We start from the raw sequence: 21,539 nt of genomic DNA on the forward strand, positions 1-21,539 counted from the left end.
TTGTGAGTCTGGATCAGGGTTGGTCTCTGAGGATGCGAATGCAGGTCTTGAAATGCAAGACTTCCTCTCTTATTCGGGCTCTATTATCTTGACGGGCTCAAAATCCCAGGCGGTTCTTATGCCTGGTTTTTTGTTTTCGATCGCGTCCAGGATTCTTTCGGGAGTCAAGGGGTAGTGATTGAAGTAAATGCCGAGCGCATTTCCGACTGCGTTGCAATAGGCCTGGGCTGCGGACATGGCTATGGACATGCCGGCTTCCTTTGCGCCGTACGGGCCGGCCGGATCTATGGTTTCGACGATGATGGAATTGATCTTGGGCATATCGGTTATGATCGGGATCTTGTACTCAAGCATGGACGGGTTGAGCAAATGCCCTTGGTTCCAGCGGTGCTCTTCACCCAGCATGCCGCCCTGCCCTCCCATGGCAACTCCGCCCTCGAACTGGCCTTCGACTACCATGGGGTTCAGAGCAAAACCGCAATCCTGCGCGGCTGTAACTTCAAGCGCATGCACCTGGCCGGTTTCAGGATCGACCTCCACTTCCGCGACAGTCGCTCCAAATGAAAACGCCTGCGATAACTGCCCCTTGGGATTGGTAATCCATTCGCGGCGCTGATCCACTTCAGGGGAAAACGCGCCTCGCCCCATGATCGGGCGGCCCATTATCAAGGCTTTCCGGACGACCTTCTCGATGGGAATGCCCACATCCGGCGCGCCTTTGACGTATATTTTCCTGTTCCGGGCCACCAGGTCCGCGGGATCTGCTTCAAGCATGTCCGATGCCACTTCGAATAGCTGCTCCCTGGCATCGGAAGCCGCTGCTTTCACCGCATTCCCTCCGCCGAAGGTCGAAATCATGGAGTAAGATCCAGCGTCAGTCGGGGTCACTTCGGTGTCCGCGGAGATCAGCCTTATGTCTTCCAAAGGCAGGCCCAACTCCTCAGCGGCTATCTGCACCAACATGTTGTCGTTGCCCTGACCATTGTCCACTACACCGGAAATCACGGTGGCCCCACCGTCCTCGTGGAACTTGATAAAAGCCTGGGAACCGCCTCGAATACCCAGTGGGAAGCCCGTCTGCACCGAATTCAATCCCATTCCGATGCCGTGATTGGGCTTTTGATCTTTCAATTTCTCCAGCAGTTTGCTCTTTTCCGCTGTCTTTTCTATGCATTCCACCAGGCCGCAACTGGCAACGTAAGACCCTGTGGGCGTCGTTTCACCAGGACGGCGAGCGTTCCTCAGCCGAATGGTCACCGGATCGATTCCAAGCTCTTCCGCGATCATGTCGAGCTGAGTGTCAATCCCGCACGCGAAGGACCGGCCGTGGATGCGGATCATCCCTCTCACGGGTTTGTTCGTATAGATGCGGTATCCGTGAAATCTGACGTTATCCATGCGATAGGTCTGCTCATGACACAGAAACGGCACCGAGGTGGCAATAGGCCCTGTGCTGGAGTAAGCCCCTCCGTCCAAGTAACTGACAATGTCTCGCGCCAACACTGTGCCGTCCTTGCCCACGCCGGTCTTGATCGTGGTTATCATCGCGTGACCCATGCGAGTGGCAATGGAGTTTTCTTCCCGCGAATAAACAACCTTGACCGGCCGTTCGCTTCTGAGACTGAGCAGACAAGTAATGAACTCAGCCGGGAAGACATCCGACCGGCCTCCAAAGGCCCCTCCGATAGTGATTTTTCTCACATTCACTTTCGACAGAGGCAGCTTCAGTGCATTCGATAAGGCCTTGGCCTTGGTGTGCGGCGAAGCGTTCGGCATCCAGATTTCGATAGACCCGTCTGAATGGCTATTGGCCACCACCGCATACGGCTCGGTCATGAAGTAAGAGTCTTCCTCAGCCACAAACGTGTCTTCCCGCACAAGCGCACAATCCCGGAACGCGGAATCCACATCTCCAACGTCGATCTTCACGCTGACATTGATGTTTCGAGCGCGGTCCTCATGTATAAGAGGCGCGTCCTGCGCTATTGCGGAATAGCAGTCGAAAACAGCCGGCAGTTCCTCGTATTCGACTTGGATAAGATTAAGCGCTTCGAGTGCGGTGTCTTCATCTACGGCAGCCACCGCGGCCACTTCGTCCCCCACGTACCGGACTTTGTCAACGCACAGCAATTGCTGATCTCGGGTGTACCGGAACACGCCCCATTTTTCGCCTGCCGTATCGCTGCCGGTCACCACAGCATGCACCCCACGCAGCTTCTTTGCCCGCGACACGTCCACGTTGAGAATCCTGGCATGAGGCAAGGGACTCCGCAGGATTTTACCAACCAACATTCTGGGCAGACTGATGTCCGCTGTGAAAACCGCTTCTCCCGTGACCTTGGCGCGGGCATCCACGCGGGGAACGCTCTTCCCGATATAACTGAATTCCTCTTCAGCCAAGATGCTCACCTCCAAGGGGAATTCGTGGGGAGAACCTTTTTGTAAAAAGGTTCCTCCCCACACCCCTCTCCAAAAACTTCTATATCATGTCCGCTGGCCGATTTCCGCTGGTAGCGGGAGCCGGCCAGCGGGCAAGTTATCGAACTTCTTGAAAGGGGCACGGGGGAAACGTTTTCCATAAAGGAGTCCCCGTGGCGGAACTTGGGTTAATCGCCCTCCGCCGTGGTTATCACGCCTGACGCCGAACGCACCGCGTCCAGGATTTTGGAATATCCCGTGCACCTGCAGAAATTGCCAGCCAGGGCTGTTTTGATCTGGTCATCCGTTGGGTGGCTGTTGCGATCGAGAAGGGCTTTCGCGGACAAAATCATTCCCGGCGTGCAAAAGCCGCATTGAACTGCACCCTTTTCGACAAAGGCCTCTTGAACGGGATGCAGCTTGCCCTCCTGAGCCAGGCCTTCAATGGTTGTTATGGAAGCGCCTTCCGCTTCCAGCGCAAGCGTGATGCAAGACCTGATGGGCTGCCCGTCCATGAGCACGGTACATGCCCCGCAAACCCCTTCAGAACAGCCCTCCTTCACGCCGTACAACCCTAGATGTTCTCGTAAGACCTCAAGGAGCGTGGCATTGGACGCGACCGCCACATCAACGACGTCTCCGTTCACCGTCAAGCTCAAGAGCTGCTTCTTCATTTTCCGCCTTTTATCACTGGTAGAGCACGGATGAGCTTCGCACATCCGTGGCACCATTCCAAAGTGCCGGTTTATTGGCTCCAGTTTGAGGTTACTGCCAGACTACTTCATTCATCGTCATATCTTACGGAATGAATGAGAGTTTTTGGAAGGGGGGTGCGGGGGGAAACTTTTTTGCAAAAAAGTTTCCCCCCGCAATGCACTAGCTTCTTTTCCCCTCCCTACAACCCCAATGCTTCTTTCACAGCGCGGCGTACCGTCACCGCTGCCATTTTTATTCGGTAGTCTTTTGAGGCAGCGGCATTGTCCACGATGGCGCCTTCGGCTGCCTTCAGCGCGATGTTGCCCGCCAGCTCGATCATTTCAAGATCGGGCGTTTGCCCTTTGATGACGGACTCCGCTTCCTTCAGGATGATCGGCGCAGGGCCCGCGGCGGAAAGAACAACACGGAAGCTTTCAACCCTGCCCTTGTCCATGATCGCCACTGCGGCCGCATTCACCGTAGGGAAATCTACAGCGGACCTGAAGCTGAGCCTTTGATAAGACCCCGAAATAGGTGCCCAGGGAATAGGTAGCCGTATCTCGGTGACGATCTCTTCAGGCGCAAGGTTGAACGGGCTTTCTCCCTTTGCCGTGAAGAACTCGCTGACAGGCATGGATCTCTTGCCACCGATTCCTGCGATGGTCAGTTGCGCGGAGAGAGCCACCAAGACAGGCACTGTGTCAGCCGAACATACGGAATTGCAGGACTCTGATCCCTTCAAAGCCAGGCAATCCTTGCCGCCGGTACGGTGGCACTTGTCTTTTCCGCTTCGCCAGAAAAGGCTCTGATTGTAAAGGATACACCTGGGTTGGAGGCAAAGATTGCCGCCGATTGTGCCTCTGAAATGTTGAATACCTATTGCGCCGATTGATCCTATTGCCTTGACCAGGAGCGGAAAATGCTTCTTGATGGCCTCATTGTCTGCTGTCTCCATCAGCGAGGTCCCGGCTTTGACGACCACGGCATCGGGCTTCGCTTCTATTCCTGACATCTCTTTAATATTCTTGAGGCTGATGACCGCTGCCGGCGAAGAGAGTCGCTGTTTCAGGTTCACAATGAGTTCGGTTCCACCGGCAAGGATCGAAGCCGATGTTCCTAGTTCATTCTTGATCCTGAGGGCCTCGGCAAGACTGCCGGGCGCATGGTAGGCAAAGGCGGGCAAACGCATCTGAACTCCGTTCAAAAGGGGGAATTTACGGGTGCCCTCGGCGGGCGGCCATATCTTCCTTCGAGTCGCCAGGTTTTGGACACCGACTGCGCGGGCCTAAAAAGGCATTGTCGGCCTGCGTGCAGCAGTTTTCTACAAAAAGGTCTCCCAGCAATTTACTCCTTGGAATGCACCCTTGACACGATTGTGGTTATCGGATTAATTGATTACAAAGGACCAAAGTCCTTTTCAAGCCCCATCATAGGCACTGAAAAAAACGCTGTCAACACTATTGTCCCCTTGAAGGAGAGCTGAACGTATGGATCTATTCAGAAGTATCAAGGTGCTATCCCTGGAGCAGGCAACGGTGTTGCCTTATCTTACTTATCGGCTCGCAATGGATGGCTGCCGAGTAATAAGGCTTGAGCATCCGGTTTTCGGCGATCCCAATCGTATGGTCGGCGAGCCTTTCCTGCCTGGCGAGGACCGCATGAACAGCTATTTCATGGCCATAAATGCAGGCAAAGAGGCGATTACTCTCAACCTGGGTGAACCCAAGGGCAGGGAGATACTCCTGCGTGTGATTCGTGACCTTGGAATCGACATCTTCGCCACCAATCAGCTCCCAAAGAATTATACAAAGCTCGGGATAGACTATGACACATTGAAAGGTGTCAAAAAGGACATTATCTGGTTGGGTATCACCGGCTTCGGGCCCGATAGCAACGAAGCCGCATACGATCCGATCCTGCAAGCTCGCGGCGGGTTGATGGAGCTTACCGGCGAAAAGAGCGGCACGCCCCAGGTGACCGGCATTCCTTTGCCCGATATGGGAACAAGCGAACACTGCTACGGCTTAGTCATGAAAGCCCTTTTCAAGAAAGCCATGACCGGTGAAGGTTCCAGAATAGATATGTCCATGCTGGATAGCACAACGTCATGGCTGACGGTTCCGATCACCATGACCTGTTCTTTCGGCAAGAAGATCTCCCGCCGGGGAAACACCCACGAATTCTTCGCTCCTGTGTCGGTCTATCCGACCTCGGACGGTTACGTGTATATCGCCGTAGGCAATGACAAACAATTCCAGGCACTCGCAGCCCTATCCGAGTTCTCGGCTCTCAACCGTGAGGATTACAAGAAGAATGCCGGACGCATAGGGGATGTGGCCAACCTCAATCAGACGATCTCCGACATCACGAGCACCATGACTACAGCCGGATTAGTGAGTGTGATGAACAGCATCGGTGTGGCTGCTGCCAAGATCAACACCGTCGCTGAGGTTGCAAATGACCCCATAGTGGCGGGAAAGTTGCTAAAGGCAAAAGACCACAAGACAGGCTTCGAGCTGACCCTCGCTCCCGCGCCGACTTCGACTTCGTTCCTTGAGTCCAACGAGCGCCGGCTTTCGTTCCCGCCTCGCTTTGGCGAACACAATGAAGCGATACTCGGAAAGGAACTGGGCATGTCAAGCAGCGAATTGGGTTCTCTGAAGGCGGACGGGATAATATGAAGAGGAAGATTTGCGGGGAGACCCTTTTTGCATGCGGACTTGTTTCCTTGGGCGAGAGTGAGGCTGTCATTGCAAGGGCGTAGCCGAAGCCATCTCCACGGTGGGACAGGCGTCTCGCCTGTCTGTTGGAATGACGGGCAAGATGCCCGTCCCACCAAAGATGAGAATGCTTTCCCGCGGGACGCGGGATTCCAATCCTCGCAATGAGCGTGGTCCCGTGAGTTGCTTCTTTGTCAACGGTTTAGTTGCGTCTGCTTATAAGGACATGTTTATGGACAATCGCCACCTAGTCTGGCCGTTTTTTGATACGTTCCACCGAACGTTTGCGAGGGACTTCGCTCAGTGGGTAGCGTCCGAACTGCCTAGGTACGATGATGACGATGGGGGCGATGGAAAAGCAGCGCGAGAAATTTTTTGTAGGTTGGGGGCTGATAAGTGGCTTGAACACTCAATCCCTCGAAACCACGGCGCACGGGGAGATAAGCACGATCTCCGCACTATCTGCCTGATGCGGGAGACCCTCGGATACAGGTCGGGTATTGCGGACGTGGCGTTCTCTGAGCCCTGGCTTGGCATCATGCCTATTGCGCTTTTCGGCTCTGGGCATGTGCAGGAAGACTTGCTACCAGGGTATCTGCGGGGCGAGATGCTTCCTGCTTTCGCTCTCTCTGAACCAGGGGCCGGCTCCGATGCCGCGGCTATTGAAACGCAAGCGCATTTGGATGGCGCCCACTACATCATTAACGGTTGCAAGACCTGGACCTCAAACTCCGGACTCGCTGACGTTTATGTGGTTTTCGCACGAACCGGCGAGGCTCCGAATGCGGACAGCATCTCCGCCTTTGTCGTGGATGGGAGACTTCCCGGCATCACGTTGGAGGAACGCCTTGGCGTCCTCTCACCACATACCGTCGGGACCCTTCATTTTGACAACGTTCGTGTTCCCGCCGACCGACTCCTGGGCGAACCCGGCCAGGGCTTCAAAATCGCCATGTCGGTGCTTGAACTTTTTCGCCCTACCGTGGGCGCGGCCACCCTGGGTTTTGCCCGCCGCGCTATGGAAGAAGCCACGGAGCGAAGCATGGAGCGGGTTGCCTTCAAGAAGCCGATCTGCGAGCATCAACTTGTACAGGCGAAACTGGCTGACATGGCTGTAAAGGTGGATGCCTCAGCTCTGCTGGTGTATCGTGCCTCCTGGATGCATGATTTTGGTGAGTCACGCATCACCCGAGAGGCTGCGATTGCCAAGTTGCACGCAACCGAAGCGGCCCAAGAGGTTGTTGATCAAGCGCTGCAAATATTTGGGGGATTAGGGGTGGTGAAAGGCATGGTGGTGGAACGTCTTTATCGCCATGTTCGGGCCTTTCGCATCTTTGATGGTACGAGCGAGATTCAAAAACTGATTATCGCCAAGGACATGCTCCGAGAGCATAGGCGAGATAAAGGAACGAGCAACAGGCAGTGATTTACACCTGGTTCCCAGGCGGAGCCTCATGGGCGCCAACTTGAGGGACGTCCTCCCCAGTGTTCCGGAGGAACACCTGAGAGTAGGCCGGCGATTTATCGCCGGCTTAGGCACAAATCAAAAAAATTCTTTAGTCCCGGTAGGGACGACCGATCGGTAAGCTTCCTCAATAACTTCTTCGGCCGTCCCTCTGGGACTACGGGTCTCTTTGACGGCTTTCCCGGCGATGAATCGCCGGGCTACTTTCGTCTCGTCCCTCTGGGACGAAAACGGTTAGGCACTGAGGTTAGCGCCTATGAGGCGGCGCCTAGGAAATAGGCGCAACGGAACTACGTGAAAAAGTGCAATTCGTATTTAGCCAAAGGTGAACAAACATGGGTGTAGCCAAGTACATAAAGAACGAGAAAGACGCTATCGAAGAGGTCATCCTTCAGTCGGGGATCAAAGTCAAGACGCAATACGGCCCCAAGGACCTTGAAGAAAGCGGCTTCGACTATGAGAAAGACCTGGCGGAGGCCGGCCAGTATCCTTTTACCAGAGGCATACACCCGCAGGGGTACCGTTCAAGGGCCTGGACCACACGCCAGTACTCGGGATTCGGCACGCCGCAGGAGACCAACGAGAGGTTCAAGCTGTTGATCTCGCACGGGCAGACCGGCCTGAACGTTGCTTTCGATCTGCCCACTCAGATGGGCTACGACTCGGACAATCCCATCGTGGAAGGCGAAGTCGGCCGAGTGGGCATGGCCGTGGATACGCTGCGTGATTTCGAGGTAGCGTTCGCGGACATCCAACTCTACAAAATCGGCTCAGGGCTCACGGTCAATGCCGTGGCTTCGATAATGTTGGCCATGTACCAGGCTATGGCTGAGAAGCGCGGCTTTGACATCACCCGTGTCAGCGCCACACCTCAGAATGACATCCTCAAAGAGATGATAGGACGAGGCGCGTGGGTGTTTCCGGTGCACGACGCGGTGCGCCTTATCGGCGACACCATGGAGTATTCCATAACCACTCTGCCCCGATGCAATCCCGTTTCGGTTTGCGGCTACCATATCAGGGAATCAGGGGCTACCTCTGCGCAGGAGATCGGATTCGCGCTGGAAATAGCCAACACTTACATTGACGAGGCAATGAGCCGCGGGCTTTCCGTGGATGATGTAGCGCGAGGGATTACCTTCAATTTCAACATATTCGGCAATCTGTGGGAACAGGTGGCCAAATTTCGTGCGGCCCGCAAGCTCTGGGCGAGGAACCTGAAAGAGAGGTACGGCGCAAAGGATCCTCGTGCAATGCACCTCCGTGGCCTCTTCGGAGGCGGAGGCTTCGGCCTGACCAAGGCTCAGCCTGAAAACAACATCATACGCAGCTCTTATTACGCCCTCGCTGCCGCGCTCGCGGGCGCTCAGACCACGGCGCTCTGCTCGTTTGACGAAGCTTTCACTATCCCGACTCCGCGTGCAGCGCTGCTTTCGTTGCGGACCTGCGAGCTTCTCATGGACGAGATCGGCCTGCGAGACACGGTTGACCCCTTGGCAGGCTCCTATTTTATCGAGACGCTGACTAAACAGATGGAAGAGAAGATCGAAGAAGAGCGCAAGAGGATTCAGGACGTGGGCGGGATGATCGAAGCGGTTTCGACCGGTTTTGTTCAGAGGCTTGTGTCGCAGCAGGCGTACGAATGGGAAAAAGGGCTCAAGAAAGGCGAATACGTCAAGATCGGTGTCAACAAGTACGTGGATGAGGCTGACAACCCTGACGTTGAACTCCATGAGTACGACGCTCAGACCCAGGACAGACAGATCGAATCGTTGAACCGGCTCAAGGCTGAGCGCAGCTCTTCTGATGTCGCTCGCACCCTCCAGGAGCTGGAAAGAGTCACCCGAGCCAAACAGAATGTCATGCCCGCTCTGGTGGAATGCTGCAAGGCATACTGCACAGTGGGCGAAATGGCCGGCATATTCAGGGAAGTATTCGGCGAATTCAAGGAACCGAGCATTTTTTGAAGGGTCTTCTCTAGTGTGGGCGGAACAATCCCTTCCTTGACATGGTGGCCCATCCCTGCTAATTATGCAATGTTCCTGATCTATAAGTCCAATCGTTCACCGGCAAGTGCGGCACGGCGTATCGAAGCCCCGCGCAGGGGTACGGTCCGTGGTCCGCTCGTCGCGTTTAAGCAAGGGAATTGCGATCGAGGGCCTTGTTCCAAAAGAAGTTTTCACCGTAATTTCATTGCCTAAGTGCGCATTTAAGTCGAATTAGCCGGATAACCAAAGCAAAGGAGGAATGGGCGGTGAAGGTCCTTGTTTCGGACAATCTTTCCGAATTGGGTGTGCAGATTCTTCGTGATGCCGATGGCATTGAAGTGGATGTTAAAGTTGGCCTGAGCCCCGACGAGCTGAAAGCCATCATCGGCCAGTATCATGGGCTGGCAATTCGTGGAGCCACCAAAGTGACCGCGGACGTGATCGCTGTCGCGGACAACCTCAAGGTGGTCGGGAGAGCCGGCACAGGCCTCGACAATGTGGACATCAAGGCTGCGTCCAAACGGGGCATTGTGGTTATGAACACGCCTGGCGGCAATACTGTCACCACCGCAGAGCATTCCCTTGCCATGATGATGGCTCTGACGCGAAACATTCCTCAAGCATGCTCCTCCATGAAAGACGGGAAATGGGAAAAGAAGAAATTCTCCGGAACGGAGGTTTTTAATAAAAACCTGGGAATCATAGGTCTAGGAAAGATCGGTTCCGTCGTAGCTGAACGAGCTATGGGCTTGGGCATGAACGTAATCGCATACGATCCGTTTCTCTCCGAGGATCAGGCTAAGCAGATGGGCGTCAGGCTCGGTACCGTGGACGACGTGTTCAAGGACGCTGACTTCATAACGCTGCACGTGCCGCTTACAGAGGAAACCAAAGGCCTGATCAACGCCAAGAATATAGCTAAAATGCGCAAAGGCGTCCGAATCATCAACTGTTCGAGGGGACCGGTCATCAATGAGGACGACCTGGCCGATGCAATCGAGTCCGGGAAGGTCGCGGGCGCGGCAGTTGACGTATATACTCAGGAGCCGCCCGGCGTGACCAGGCTAATCGGCCTCGATAAGGTAATCTGCACGCCGCACCTTGGGGCGTCTACGAAGGAAGCCCAGGAGAACGTGGCAATAGCGGTTGCAGATCAGATTAAGGATTACTTGGTCAACGGGACCATCCGAAACGCTGTGAACGCCCCCGCTGTGTCGGGCGAAGCCCTGGTGACTCTGAAGCCGTTCCTCGACCTGTCCGAACGGCTGGGTCTGTTCATCGGCCAGATGGTACAAACGGGAATCAAAGCGGTCGAATCCCAGTATTCCGGTGATGTGGCCAACATGGACCTGAAGCCGATTACCACCTCTTTTCTCACAGGCCTTCTTACGCCGATTATGAAGGACGACGTGAATCAGGTAAACGCGCCGATGGTGGCTGAGGAACGTGGGATAGTCATTTCAGAGACACGCGTCAGCAAGGGCGAGAACTTCCTTTCACTCCTCCGGTACAGGGTTGTAACTGAACGAGGAGAGCACGTTGTAGAGGGCACCCTGTTCGGCAGGTCAGAACCTCGCATGGTTCGTTACCAGACCTTTCGCGGGGAGTTCGATCTCTCCGGGGACCTTATCCTCATTCGGGGAGTGGATAAACCCGGAGTAATCGGAAAGGTAGGAGCTACCCTCGGCGAGAAGGGCGTAAATATTTCTCATTTCCAGTTTGCTCGGCAGGAGGCAGGCGGAGAGGCTCTCCTGTTCCTGAACACGGATACCAGGGCGGATGATGCGGCACTGAGCGCTCTTGGCGCGCTGGATAACATCGTTGCAGTAAAACGGTTGGCCATATAACCCCGGCTCAAATGACCAAAGACAAAGGGGAAACCTTCTTGTTCAGAGAAGGTTTCCCTGGTGATTGACGGACCGTTAGGCATGCTGAATATTAGAGATCTGTCCCGTCCGGAGCTGCCAAAGCAGGATAATTATGAACAGGCGCTGAAGATAGCCCTGGAAATCTTCGCACGAAAAGATCCGGGCCGCATCGCACAGAAGGCGGCGGCAAAACTGGTGGGACGTTCCATACTCGTACCGCATCTTAATCGCGAAATCGTGGTGAATCTGGATGATGCTCGCCTCACGATAAAAGAAACCGGCGAAGAAGCGCCGATCTGGTTGGCCATTCTCACGCTGCACTATTTGAACAACGCGGATGGAAGGCAACCGGTAGGCCGTTTGAAACACTTCCGAGAGTTCAGAGACGGCCATTTTTACGAACCTGCTTTTAACCGCCGGACAAAGGACATACTCGTGGAGGTTTTCGGGAACGACCCCTCGATGATGATTCGCGGGGGCCAAAAGCTCAACGGAAAGATACGGGAAACCGGCGACGCTTCAGTAGAACTTCCTTATTTTCCGTGCCTCCCCATCACCTGCATCCTGTGGAAAGGAGACGACGAGTTTCCACCCGAGGCGAGCGTTTTGTTTGACGAAACTGCCGATCTTTTCTTCAGCGCGGAGGACATGGCGGTGGCCGGACAGATGGCGGTACTGGAATTGCTGAAGGCCTCCCGCGACTAGGCTTTCCCTTGGATTAAGCAGTGACCATTTTATGCCAAGGCATGTGATTCAATTGTAGGGCTTTGCGAGGAACACCATGAAAATAGCAGTCTCCGGGAAAGGCGGGGTTGGTAAGACCACTTTGAGCAGCCTCCTTTCCCGTTACTGGGCAAGGAAGGGTTATCGAGTACTGGCCGTGGACGCGGACCCTGACGCTAATTTGGGGTCAGCACTTGGAATAGATACCACCGGCATTGTTCCGGTGGCCAAGATGGAGCAGTTAATTGCCGATAGAACGGGCGCGCAGCCGGGAACGGTGGGCGGGTTCTTCAAGCTAAACCCCAAAGTGGACGACCTACCCGAAGCCCTGGGTAAGGAAAGAGACGGCGTTCGCCTGTTGGTTATGGGAACGGTCAAGAAAGGCGGATCAGGATGTATCTGTCCTGAGAGCGCCTTGCTCAAGGCCCTGGTGAACCACCTCGTCCTGTACCAGAAAGATGTGGTCATCATGGATATGGAGGCCGGCATCGAGCATCTGGGCCGCGGGACGGCTCAGGGGGTGGACCGCCTCGTAATTGTGGTGGAGCCGGGCCGCCGAAGCATCGAGACCGCGGAAAAAGTGCGGCAACTCACAACCGACATAGGACTGCTCAAAGTCGCGGCGGTGGGGAGCAAAGTTCGGAATATTCAGCAAGAGGAGTTCTTGCGCAACAACCTCGACGGCATACCCTTGATCGGCATAATACCCTTTTCCGAGGAGATCGCCGCCGCGGATCTGGAGAGCCGTCCGCCATCCCTGGACGATCCCGAGATTTTCCAGGCCATAGAACAGATCGCGAAGGCTCTGGAAGCGGATTCAACGTAGTGGGATTCGGCGGCATTTTGGTGTAAATAGTGGTAAGGGCACTGCGTGGTGGCTGTTTTAAAACCGACCATGTCTCCGCGCCGGCAGTACGGCGCGGTGCGTGAACCGCCCGAAATTAGGGCGCCTCTCGAAGCGCCCCTACCGGCCAAACCTCGGGGACATGGTTTTGAGACAGCTTCCGGGCCGCGCACCCACGGTTATTGGAATTCGACACATCAACACGGGCTGATCGAATATTTTTTTGAATCATCATCATAAGGAGGATTGCATGTCGGCGAAAATCATCAGTGGAAACGAAGTATCCCAGCAACTAAAGGACGAGATGAAGGAAGAGGTCGTTACGCTTAAGGCCCAAGGACTGGAGCCGTGCCTGGCGGTCATACTCGTGGGAGAAGATCCGGCTTCCAAAGTCTACGTGCTCAACAAGAAAAAGGCCTGTGAGTACATAGGGATCAAGTCGCTTGAGACGAGGCTCCCTGCGGAAACGACCACAGAGCAACTAATGGAAGTGATTGACGGGTACAACAAGGACAAGACCGTCCACGGCATACTGTGCCAGCTTCCACTTCCCAAACACATCCCGGAAACCAAGATCCTGAGATCTATCCTGCCGGAAAAAGACGTGGACTGCTTCCATCCCTTCAACGTCGGCCTCATAAGCATCGGTGAAGTCCGCTTCCTTCCATGCACTCCCGCAGGTGTCATCGAGCTGATCAAGCGCGGAGGGTTCGATACTCAAGGCCAGGACGTGATAATCGTGGGCCGGAGCAACATCGTGGGCCGGCCGTTATCAAACATGCTGGACCAGCGCGATATGAACGCCACCGTCACCATGTGCCACACCAAGACCAAGAACCTCAAGGAGCGATGCGCTGCTGCGGATATTATCATCGCGGCCATAGGCAAGCCCGAGTATGTTAAGGCTGACATGGTCAAAGAAGGTGCCGTGGTTATTGACGTGGGCATCAATCGCGTTGACGCACCCGGAACTGAAAAGGGATTCAAGTTAGTCGGCGACGTGGCTTTCGACGAAGTGAAGGAAAAGGCCGCGGCCATCACGCCGGTCCCCGGTGGTGTTGGCCCCATGACCATCGCCATGCTCATGAAGAACACGCTCACCGCTGCAAAAGAAACGATGAAGAAGTAATTTCTCTGGACGCGGGGTGCTCGCACTCGGGCACCCCTTATCGTCTCCCAACTCTCCAAACAATACGATTACCCAAGGCAGATATGTGGGACAGGCCTTCCGAGACTGTTCCCCAACAACAGATCACACCAACAGGTCACCCGGCGGATCTCCATCTGCCGGTGGACGGCCCAGGCAAAGAACTCATCTTCGGGATTCAAGTATCTTAATTCCAGCGAAATAGATTCCAGGCCCGCCCGCTTACAAGGTACTGCCCTTCCCTCGCTCGTATCGTCGTCTTTAGAGGTTGACATATAGCAGTTGCCATATTGTTTGTCCGATTTGCAGCACCCCGTTCCGTCATTCCTGCGGAGGCAGGAATCCAGTCCCGCGTCTCGCGGGATTTCCTGGGTTCCCGTCTTCGCGGGAACGACGGGCGTCATAACGCTCTGGCAAAGTAGGTCCGTCGATACCGTCTGAAAACCGGACCGATCATCTTGTGGCCAAACGGACATTGCTTTTGGCAACCGGTATCGGGCTTCTTCTGTAGGTGCGACTTCCATCTATGTCGGTGATAAGTTCACCAAAAGGTTTAAACTTCGGCCATGCATCAATCGCGGCACAGGTTTATCATCCGGGCCGGCGTTGTCTGAGGTTGACCCGAGGTCAAGCGGCAAGGTAATATGACCGTTAACATTGCGGCGTTAAATAGACGCTTCTGATTAGTGGGATCTTACGAATGAGGGAGATGTATTATGACTAGGTTGTTCGTTACGTTGGTAAGCCTAGCACTGACGGTGACAATTGCTGCTGTATCCCCGTTATGGGCCGCGAGCGAAGGGCCTGTCATGTCCCCGGACCAGGCCTTGGAAATGCTGAAGAAGGGAAATACCCGATATGTTGCAGCTAATCCGGAGCATCCCAACCAGGGCTTTGACCGGCGAGAGTTAACCGCATCGAAAGGACAAAACCCCTTTGCAGCGGTGCTGTCCTGTTCCGATTCGAGAGTGCCCATAGAAATCCTTTTCGACTGCGGCGTGGGTGATATATTTGTCATTCGTGTGGCAGGCAACGTAGCAAACGTCGACGAAGTCGCGTCCATTGAATACAGCGTGGACCACTTGAATACTCCTCTGCTGGTAGTCTTGGGACATACACATTGCGGAGCTGTTCAGGCGGTGGCACAAAACGCCGAAGTGCACGGCAACCTCCCTAAACTGGTCAAGAGTATTGTCCCGGCCGTCGAAAAAGCTCGACAAAGAAATCCCAAGGCGACCCCTGAGGCCCTTCTCAACGACGCGATCCGTGCCAACGTTTGGCAGGCGATTGAAGACCTCTTCAAAATAAGCCCCGTCACAGCGAAGAGAGTGAAGGATGGAAAGCTTAAAGTCATAGGGGCCATCTACAGCATAGACACCGGCGCGATCAATTGGATGGGCGCTCACGACAAACAGGATGAACTGATTGCCAAAAGCATCGCCGGCCAGAAAGATTCACACTGAACGGAACGACTGGAATCCCTCACAACATGAATTGAGGTTGGCAAGGCAATGAGCCTTTCCTTTCGCGAAGTAGCCTGCACGCTAAGAAAGAGGCTTGCTTACTATCAGGCGGTATACCGGCATCCGGACACACCTTGGATGTCGAAAGCCCTCTTGTGGTTGGCCGTGGCATATGCTCTGTCACCTGTTGACATCATCCCGGATTTCATCCCGGTCGTAGGCCACCTCGATGATCTGGTGGTCGTGCCTGCACTCATTGTCCTGGCGATTTGGATGGTGCCCAACCATGTGATCCGGGACTGCCGCTCGGTGGCGGCTTCTTGCCGGGTGACATAGCCCGGAACTCCTGTTGTTGCATGGATGAAAGCCAAGTCGATCACCTTGCAGGTCAGTCAATATCATGGCGTAATGTTTGTATAAATCTCCATTGGAGGATTTCTATGAAGTACTGTCTCCGGCTCATTTTAATCATGACATCAGTATCGCTCTTTGTGACAGCCAACGGTTGGTGTCAGGAAGAGGCCTGGAAAGCGTTGAAAGACAAGAGCGAACAAAGCTTCAGCCAGCGCAACTATCCGGACGCGGAAAAAACAGCCAGGCAAGCGCTGGAACTGGCTGAGAAGACTTTCGGGCCGGATGACGCCCACGTGGCCCAATCCCTGGCTTTGTTGGCAAGGACGTACAAAATTCAGGGCAAGCTCGACGAAGCTGAGCCGTTGCTGAAGAGGGCACTGGCCATAAATGAAAAGGCATTCGGCCCCGACGCCGAGGCCGTGGCAGAGGCTGCAAGCGATTTGGGCACGCTGTACCACGCGCAAGACAAGACCGCCGAAGCCGAAGCCCTCTACAAAAGGACTCTGGCAATTGATGAAAAGAACCCGGCCAAAGACCGCACCACGATTTCAGAAACCCTGGACAATCTCGCCATTCTCCAGCTGAACCAGGGCAAGCAGGCCGAGGCCATAGCATTGATGAGCAAGGCTGTAGAGACTCTGGAAAAAGCACATGGCCCTGACCATCCGGGCCTTGCAACCTCGCTTAACAACTTGAGCACAGTTTACGCTGAACAGAACAAATTCAACGAAGCGCTTCCGCTGCAGGAACGGGCCTTAACCATCCTGGAGAAGTCGGCGGGACCGGACCATCCGGAGGTTGCCCTTTTCCTCCAGAACCTGGCCGGGTTGGAGATGGCCCTGGGCAAGGATGCGGACGCTGAGACTCATTTGAAGCGTGCTCTCGCAATCATGGAGAAGTCTGAGGGGTCTGAAGATCCTCTCCTGGCAGACATTCTGGACCAGATGGTGGAGCTGTACGCCAAGACGGGCAAAAATGAAGAAGCGGAAAAACTTCAGATGAAGGCTCAAGGGATCAGGTCCAAACCGGGGAAACCGGGCCGTGAACAAAAAGCGCCGCATGGAAATTAGTAGGTGCGGGCCTCCGGAAACTGTCTCAAAAAAGATGAACTCGTCACCCCATGCGTAGGGGCGGTTCGTGAACCGCCCGAAATCAGGACGCTTCTCGAAGCGCCCCTACACGAACGAACTCCACCGGTCATAATACTGAGACAGTTTCCCCGTGCCGGCATATTTTTTGGATACAAATCAATCACGCCTATGGCGTGACGCGGCGTTTACATGGAGAACGCTGGGGCAAATGAGCGCATGAGTATCCAATTTCGCCTGATGAACGCTGAAGACATCCCGGAAGCAATGCGATTGAAAGACATCGCAGGTTGGAACCAAACCGTTGCCGACTGGGAGCGGTTTATTTCCGCCAGTCCGGAGGGATGCTTTGCAGCAGAGGACGACGGCCGCGTCGTCGGCACATCTACAACCATCATATATGAAGGCAGGTTCGCATGGATCGGCATGGTCCTCGTTGACACGCGGTATCGAGGGCGAGGAATCGGCACACAGCTTCTCCAACGTGCAATCCGGTACCTCGATTCGCGAAACATCCCTTGCATGAAGCTCGATGCTACCCCGCAGGGCAGACTCCTGTACGAGAAGTTTGGATTTGAGTGCGAGTATGAAATTGAGCGGTGGATGCTGAAACGTCAACCTGATGAGAACGTCGGAAAGAGAGCGCCGGCCGAAATTCCGGACGTTTTGCAGCTTGATCGAGAGATCTTTGGAGCGGACAGGAGCACCTTACTGCGTTCCTTAGAGGAAGAGTCACCGGAGTTTACTCTGGTTGCCAGGCAGGGGGACCGTGTAGCCGGGTACGTGTTCGGGCGACCCGGTTCGCTTGCCGACCAGTTGGGGCCTTGGATGGCGAGCAACGGCGAGGTTGCAGGGGCACTACTGGACGAGTTCTTGTTACTCTCAGGCAGGGACCTGGTGTTTGTCGATTGTGTACGACGAAATCCTTGGGCCGTGCCCTTGGCCAAAGCCCACGGCTTCGAGTTCCAGCGGTCCTTGACAAGGATGTTTCGTGGAACCAACGATCATGCCGGGCGGCCGGAGCTGCTTTGCGCCATTCTCGGGCCGGAATTCGGGTGATAAGTCAAAACACGCAGAGGCAGACTCCGATTAACCCCGGCGGCGAAGCGATGTCCCTTTCAAAACGGCCTTGCGTCTCTCCTCGGGGATTCTGGTGAAGTGGTCCACGGCTGCTATTATGATGTCCCGGGGAGACTCCCCCAGTTTTGCTGACAGCTCTCTTACAGCATCCATGAGGTCGTCGGGCAGAAGAATTGGTTGGGATTCCGTGTGATCTCTGGACATGGCTTATAGCGCTCCGCCTTGTACCAAACAAACAGCCGCGGGGCGGCAATTCCTTTTTTGCTCTAGGGCATCGACGGCGATCCGGTAAGAATTCCTAGACTCCGGTCTACATCCCTCTGGATTTGTTCTTTCAGCTCGTCCACGCCGCTGAACTTCATTTCCGCACGGAGCCTCTCCACAAGGTATGCTTTTATGTTTTGTCCATAGAGGTCTCGGCTGAAGTCCAAGATATGAACCTCATATGAGACGCGGCGGTCCTTGAAAGTAGGGTTGGAACCGATATTCATTACGCCCTTATGAATCCCCTCATCGGTGCGGCAATACACGGCGTACACACCCTCAGGAGGATGGAGCTTCACCTCGGGCTTTATATTGGCGGTCGGAAATCCTATGGCCTTACCCCGGTGGTGCCCGTGGATTACCCTCCCCTCGATGGCGAATTCACGTCCCAGCAACAGATTTGATTCCCTAATCTCGCCTCGCATCAGATGCTCTCTGATTCGGCTGGAAGAAACTACGGTGTCGTCCACGCGCACCGGCGGCACAACATGAACCGTAAAACCTAGTTCCGGAGCCATCTTCTTGAGGGTCTGAGGGGTGCCGCTCCTGCCCTTTCCAAATCGGTAATTCTCGCCTATGAACAGGTTTCGGGTCCCGAGTTCTTCCGCCAGGACGTTTTGAACAAACTCCTCCGGTGTCTGCATGGCAAAGTCGCGTGTAAATTCGGCCAGGACAAGAACGTCTATACCCAGGTGCTCGAGTATTTCTGCCCGCTCGCGAGGCGTCGTTATTCTGGGGATCTCCGGGACTAGATTCAGCACCAGGCGGGGATGAGGATCGAAGGTGTATACTACAGCGTCCCTGCCTTTTCCATGGGCCGTTTCTACTGTTCGACTGAGGATCCGTTGATGTCCCAAGTGGACACCATCGAAGTTTCCCAGCGCTACGGACGGAGCATTGAAGTTTTGATATATCTTTTCGCGAACGCGAATGATTTCCATATCTTGTTTTCTTTATTACCGGCAGGATTTGGGGGCACCTGTCGTATAATCATTGTCACCCGGATGCAACATTTCAGGAGCGTTCCGGTTCGGAATCCACCGGCTCAGAGGCTTGAGGCACAGACTGCGGTGGGCCAAGAGCCGTAGTTCTCTCGGCTTTCTTCTCCAGCTCTTTTTTGAGACGCTGGATTTCAGATTCAAGATCCTGGATCTTGTTGTTCAGCCGCTCCACTTCGCCTTGGTGTTCCTTGTCGGTTTGGACCATCCTGCGTCTCTCTCGAATCCATTTCAACTGGGTCACAAAGTCACCTACAGCGGCAATTATAACTCCCAGGGAGACACAAAACGTAACCAGTTCCCAAAAGGCTACTTTTATAGGCTCCTGCAATCCAAAATAATCGATTTGTAAGGTCACGTCCTTGTTCTTCATGAACAGGGAGATGACCAGTATGACGAAGGCCAATTCTATGAGTCTCTTTATAAGCCTCATTTGTCCTCCAGTTCTCGGAACTCGCGGTGGGACGGCTCGAAGTTTTCCCTGAGCTTTTGGCAAGTGCTGAGCAGATGTTCCGGTATCACACTGACATCCGCCAGCACCGGCATCAGGTTTGTGTCACCGCTCCAGCGAGGGACCACATGGAAGTGTAGATGCTCGTGGATACCGGCTCCGGCGCAAACTCCAACGTTGACCCCGATGTTAAATCCTTCCGGATGCATCACTTTTCTCAGGACCTGTACCGCACGACATACTTCCTGCATGAGCAGGCTGTTTTCTTCCGACTCCAGTTCGCACAAATCGCCGACGTGTCTATATGGAGAAACCAAAACGTGCCCGTTATTATACGGAAATCTATTCATCATGGTAAAAGCGCCCTGGGCACGGTGAACAATCAGGTTGTCGTCATCTGCATCCGACGCGGGCTTTGTACAAAAAATGCACCCGGCTTCTTTCTCCTTTCCAACCACGTAGTCGATTCTCCAGGGAGCCCAGATTCTTTCCATTTTCCTCTCGCCTGAGTTGCCGGCCTGCAGTATGCCTCCAGCATTAATTCAATTGTCATTTGGTTCGAAAAAACCGATTCAACGCGCAACTTCGACGAAGTGCGTTTGAAACTCGCCGTCGCGAATTTCCACTACTCCGACCGTAGAGGTCCCTCCGTAGCGATTTTGGCTCGCGGAGCCCGGATTAAACACGTAAACGTCCCCAACCTTACCCCAGAATGGAACATGAGAGTGTCCATAGACAACCAAGTCCGGTTTATCGTCCTTGAGCCGAGCCACGACGCGCTCTGCCAGACCGTCTTTGGATCCCCATCCGTGGATCAGGACTATGCGTTTACCTTCCGCGGGGATCATTCTCATCTGAGGAAGGGCCTCAGTCACATCGTAATCGTCCATGTTCCCGCAGACAGCAATTACTCCACTCTGTTCCAGCCGGTCCAGGACCAGGCCAGTCACAATGTCTCCCGCGTGGAGGATCAAGTCCGTGTCAGCGAAGAGATCTTCAAGTATATGGTCCAGAGCAGGGTTAGGAGACCTCAAGTGAGTGTCGGATAAGACACCTATCCTCATGACATTTAGTCGCTCCCCTTTTCATTAGGTGAGCTTCCATTCATGGACTTCAGAACCAAATCGCCGCCGACAACTATCTTGGTCCCCGCAATGATCACTATTCCGCCGACATCGCTATAATCCGCTGCCCGGTCCAGTACCGAGGACAACTTTTCGCCGGCCTTTAACCTTGCTCCGATATCCATGGCAAAGGCCGAGGCCCAGCAAGCAGATCTCGACAGAACTGTGGCCGCATGAATCCCGTTCCCCGGCACGAAGGTCGAAATGCCGAAAGTCTTCTTGAGAGTGGGCAAGGCCAGCACCAATTTCTCGTGAAAAGGAGACCCTTGAGCGTACAGGTAAACGTCCAGAGGCAATGTGCTCCGCGCGGACGTGTCGCCTCCGCTGGACACTATCAGATTGGCAGAGTCCACAGCCAGGTCCCTGGCCACGAAGTCCGCGATAGCGCCGCTCATGCAGGACATCGGCGCCACACCGGTGACTCGACACGACAGGTCACAGTACCGGACTATTTCGGGCGCGGACGCATATGTTTGAATGGGCGACGACGTTTCGCGAAATGCCGGATGCTGTCGCAGATACTCTTCGACCTGATAGCGGTATCGGAACACCGAATCCTTGGCTTTGGCAGCCAGGTCGCTGTGCGCCTGGATGTGGAGATGGGTCTCCCGCACTTCCACTTCAAAGTTTACCGCTTGAGTCAGAGAGACCTGATTCCGGTAGTTTTTTCTCTCGTAGATGTCGTAAATCGAAGGCATTCGCGTGACCCTCGGCCTGGCGGCTACTCGGTATTCTCAGAAAATGGCCCTCGTTGACGGCCCCGTGCAGGATGGCGCTCAGTTCAGCATACGATTCAAAAGCTCATCTGTTCGTGATTATTCATCGACATCCTCGACGGTGTCAACCAA

The 21,539-nt window shown here is 54.6% G+C and carries 20 protein-coding genes; 11 read left to right on the plus strand and 9 right to left on the minus strand.

What is annotated here, in order from left to right:
- Positions 1-69 precede the first annotated feature (69 nt).
- The 3 genes from HY913_13960 to HY913_13970 form a co-directional block, all read right to left on the minus strand.
- The gene (locus HY913_13960) at positions 70-2,400 is read right to left on the minus strand and encodes a molybdopterin-dependent oxidoreductase (GenBank protein MBI4964378.1); all 2,331 of its coding nucleotides are present in this window, start codon (positions 2,398-2,400) and stop codon (positions 70-72) included.
- 206 nt (positions 2,401-2,606) lie between these two features.
- Positions 2,607-3,092, minus strand: a complete 486-nt coding sequence (locus HY913_13965; protein ID MBI4964379.1) for a (2Fe-2S)-binding protein — start codon at positions 3,090-3,092, stop codon at positions 2,607-2,609.
- A 221-nt stretch (positions 3,093-3,313) separates the two neighbouring features.
- Positions 3,314-4,303: an FAD binding domain-containing protein gene (locus HY913_13970; GenBank protein ID MBI4964380.1), complete on the minus strand. Its 990-nt coding sequence runs from the start codon at positions 4,301-4,303 to the stop codon at positions 3,314-3,316.
- A gap of 298 nt (positions 4,304-4,601) precedes the next feature.
- On the opposite strand from HY913_13970, the gene HY913_13975 reads away from it, so the two are divergent.
- The 11 genes from HY913_13975 to HY913_14025 all read left to right on the plus strand — a co-directional run bounded on the left by HY913_13975 (position 4,602) and on the right by HY913_14025 (position 17,833).
- Positions 4,602-5,795, plus strand: a complete 1,194-nt coding sequence (locus HY913_13975; protein MBI4964381.1) for a CoA transferase — start codon at positions 4,602-4,604, stop codon at positions 5,793-5,795.
- Between the two features lie 265 nt (positions 5,796-6,060).
- Positions 6,061-7,260: an acyl-CoA dehydrogenase gene (locus HY913_13980; protein ID MBI4964382.1), complete on the plus strand. Its 1,200-nt coding sequence runs from the start codon at positions 6,061-6,063 to the stop codon at positions 7,258-7,260.
- 374 nt (positions 7,261-7,634) lie between these two features.
- On the plus strand, positions 7,635-9,266 hold the full coding sequence (locus HY913_13985) for a methylmalonyl-CoA mutase (GenBank protein MBI4964383.1): 1,632 nt from the start codon (positions 7,635-7,637) through the stop codon (positions 9,264-9,266).
- A 287-nt stretch (positions 9,267-9,553) separates the two neighbouring features.
- Positions 9,554-11,134, plus strand: a complete 1,581-nt coding sequence (locus tag HY913_13990; protein MBI4964384.1) for a phosphoglycerate dehydrogenase — start codon at positions 9,554-9,556, stop codon at positions 11,132-11,134.
- Between the two features lie 60 nt (positions 11,135-11,194).
- The gene (locus tag HY913_13995; protein ID MBI4964385.1) at positions 11,195-11,860 is read left to right on the plus strand and encodes a DUF3786 domain-containing protein; all 666 of its coding nucleotides are present in this window, start codon (positions 11,195-11,197) and stop codon (positions 11,858-11,860) included.
- 76 nt (positions 11,861-11,936) lie between these two features.
- Positions 11,937-12,704, plus strand: a complete 768-nt coding sequence (locus tag HY913_14000) for an AAA family ATPase (protein MBI4964386.1) — start codon at positions 11,937-11,939, stop codon at positions 12,702-12,704.
- Positions 12,705-12,972: 268 nt separating this feature from the next.
- Positions 12,973-13,851: a bifunctional 5,10-methylene-tetrahydrofolate dehydrogenase/5,10-methylene-tetrahydrofolate cyclohydrolase gene (locus HY913_14005; GenBank protein MBI4964387.1), complete on the plus strand. Its 879-nt coding sequence runs from the start codon at positions 12,973-12,975 to the stop codon at positions 13,849-13,851.
- A gap of 734 nt (positions 13,852-14,585) precedes the next feature.
- On the plus strand, positions 14,586-15,332 hold the full coding sequence (locus HY913_14010; protein MBI4964388.1) for a carbonic anhydrase: 747 nt from the start codon (positions 14,586-14,588) through the stop codon (positions 15,330-15,332).
- 48 nt (positions 15,333-15,380) lie between these two features.
- Entirely contained in the window at positions 15,381-15,668 is a 288-nt protein-coding gene (locus HY913_14015) for a DUF1232 domain-containing protein (GenBank protein MBI4964389.1), read from the plus strand.
- Between the two features lie 104 nt (positions 15,669-15,772).
- Positions 15,773-16,756 (plus strand): tetratricopeptide repeat protein, encoded by a 984-nt coding sequence (locus HY913_14020; protein ID MBI4964390.1) that lies wholly within the window; start codon positions 15,773-15,775, stop codon positions 16,754-16,756.
- Between the two features lie 237 nt (positions 16,757-16,993).
- The gene (locus HY913_14025; protein MBI4964391.1) at positions 16,994-17,833 is read left to right on the plus strand and encodes a GNAT family N-acetyltransferase; all 840 of its coding nucleotides are present in this window, start codon (positions 16,994-16,996) and stop codon (positions 17,831-17,833) included.
- Positions 17,834-17,863: 30 nt separating this feature from the next.
- On the opposite strand, the gene HY913_14030 is transcribed toward HY913_14025, so the two are convergent.
- The 6 genes from HY913_14030 to HY913_14055 all read right to left on the minus strand — a co-directional run bounded on the left by HY913_14030 (position 17,864) and on the right by HY913_14055 (position 21,389).
- The gene (locus HY913_14030; protein ID MBI4964392.1) at positions 17,864-18,058 is read right to left on the minus strand and encodes a hypothetical protein; all 195 of its coding nucleotides are present in this window, start codon (positions 18,056-18,058) and stop codon (positions 17,864-17,866) included.
- 62 nt (positions 18,059-18,120) lie between these two features.
- Entirely contained in the window at positions 18,121-19,059 is a 939-nt protein-coding gene (locus HY913_14035; protein MBI4964393.1) for a bifunctional riboflavin kinase/FAD synthetase, read from the minus strand.
- A gap of 73 nt (positions 19,060-19,132) precedes the next feature.
- The gene (locus HY913_14040; GenBank protein MBI4964394.1) at positions 19,133-19,549 is read right to left on the minus strand and encodes a hypothetical protein; all 417 of its coding nucleotides are present in this window, start codon (positions 19,547-19,549) and stop codon (positions 19,133-19,135) included.
- Positions 19,546-20,061, minus strand: a complete 516-nt coding sequence (locus tag HY913_14045) for an HIT domain-containing protein (GenBank protein ID MBI4964395.1) — start codon at positions 20,059-20,061, stop codon at positions 19,546-19,548. Before HY913_14045 ends, HY913_14040 begins: the two co-directional genes overlap by 4 nt.
- A gap of 78 nt (positions 20,062-20,139) precedes the next feature.
- Positions 20,140-20,631: a metallophosphoesterase family protein gene (locus HY913_14050; protein ID MBI4964396.1), complete on the minus strand. Its 492-nt coding sequence runs from the start codon at positions 20,629-20,631 to the stop codon at positions 20,140-20,142.
- Between the two features lie 5 nt (positions 20,632-20,636).
- Positions 20,637-21,389 carry a hypothetical protein gene (locus HY913_14055; protein ID MBI4964397.1) on the minus strand — a complete coding sequence of 251 codons (753 nt, stop codon included), beginning with the start codon at positions 21,387-21,389 and terminating at the stop codon, positions 20,637-20,639.
- Positions 21,390-21,539: the final 150 nt, after the last annotated feature.

The sequence above is a fragment of the Desulfomonile tiedjei genome (assembly GCA_016212925.1).
Classification (GTDB): domain Bacteria; phylum Desulfobacterota; class Desulfomonilia; order Desulfomonilales; family Desulfomonilaceae; genus JACRDF01.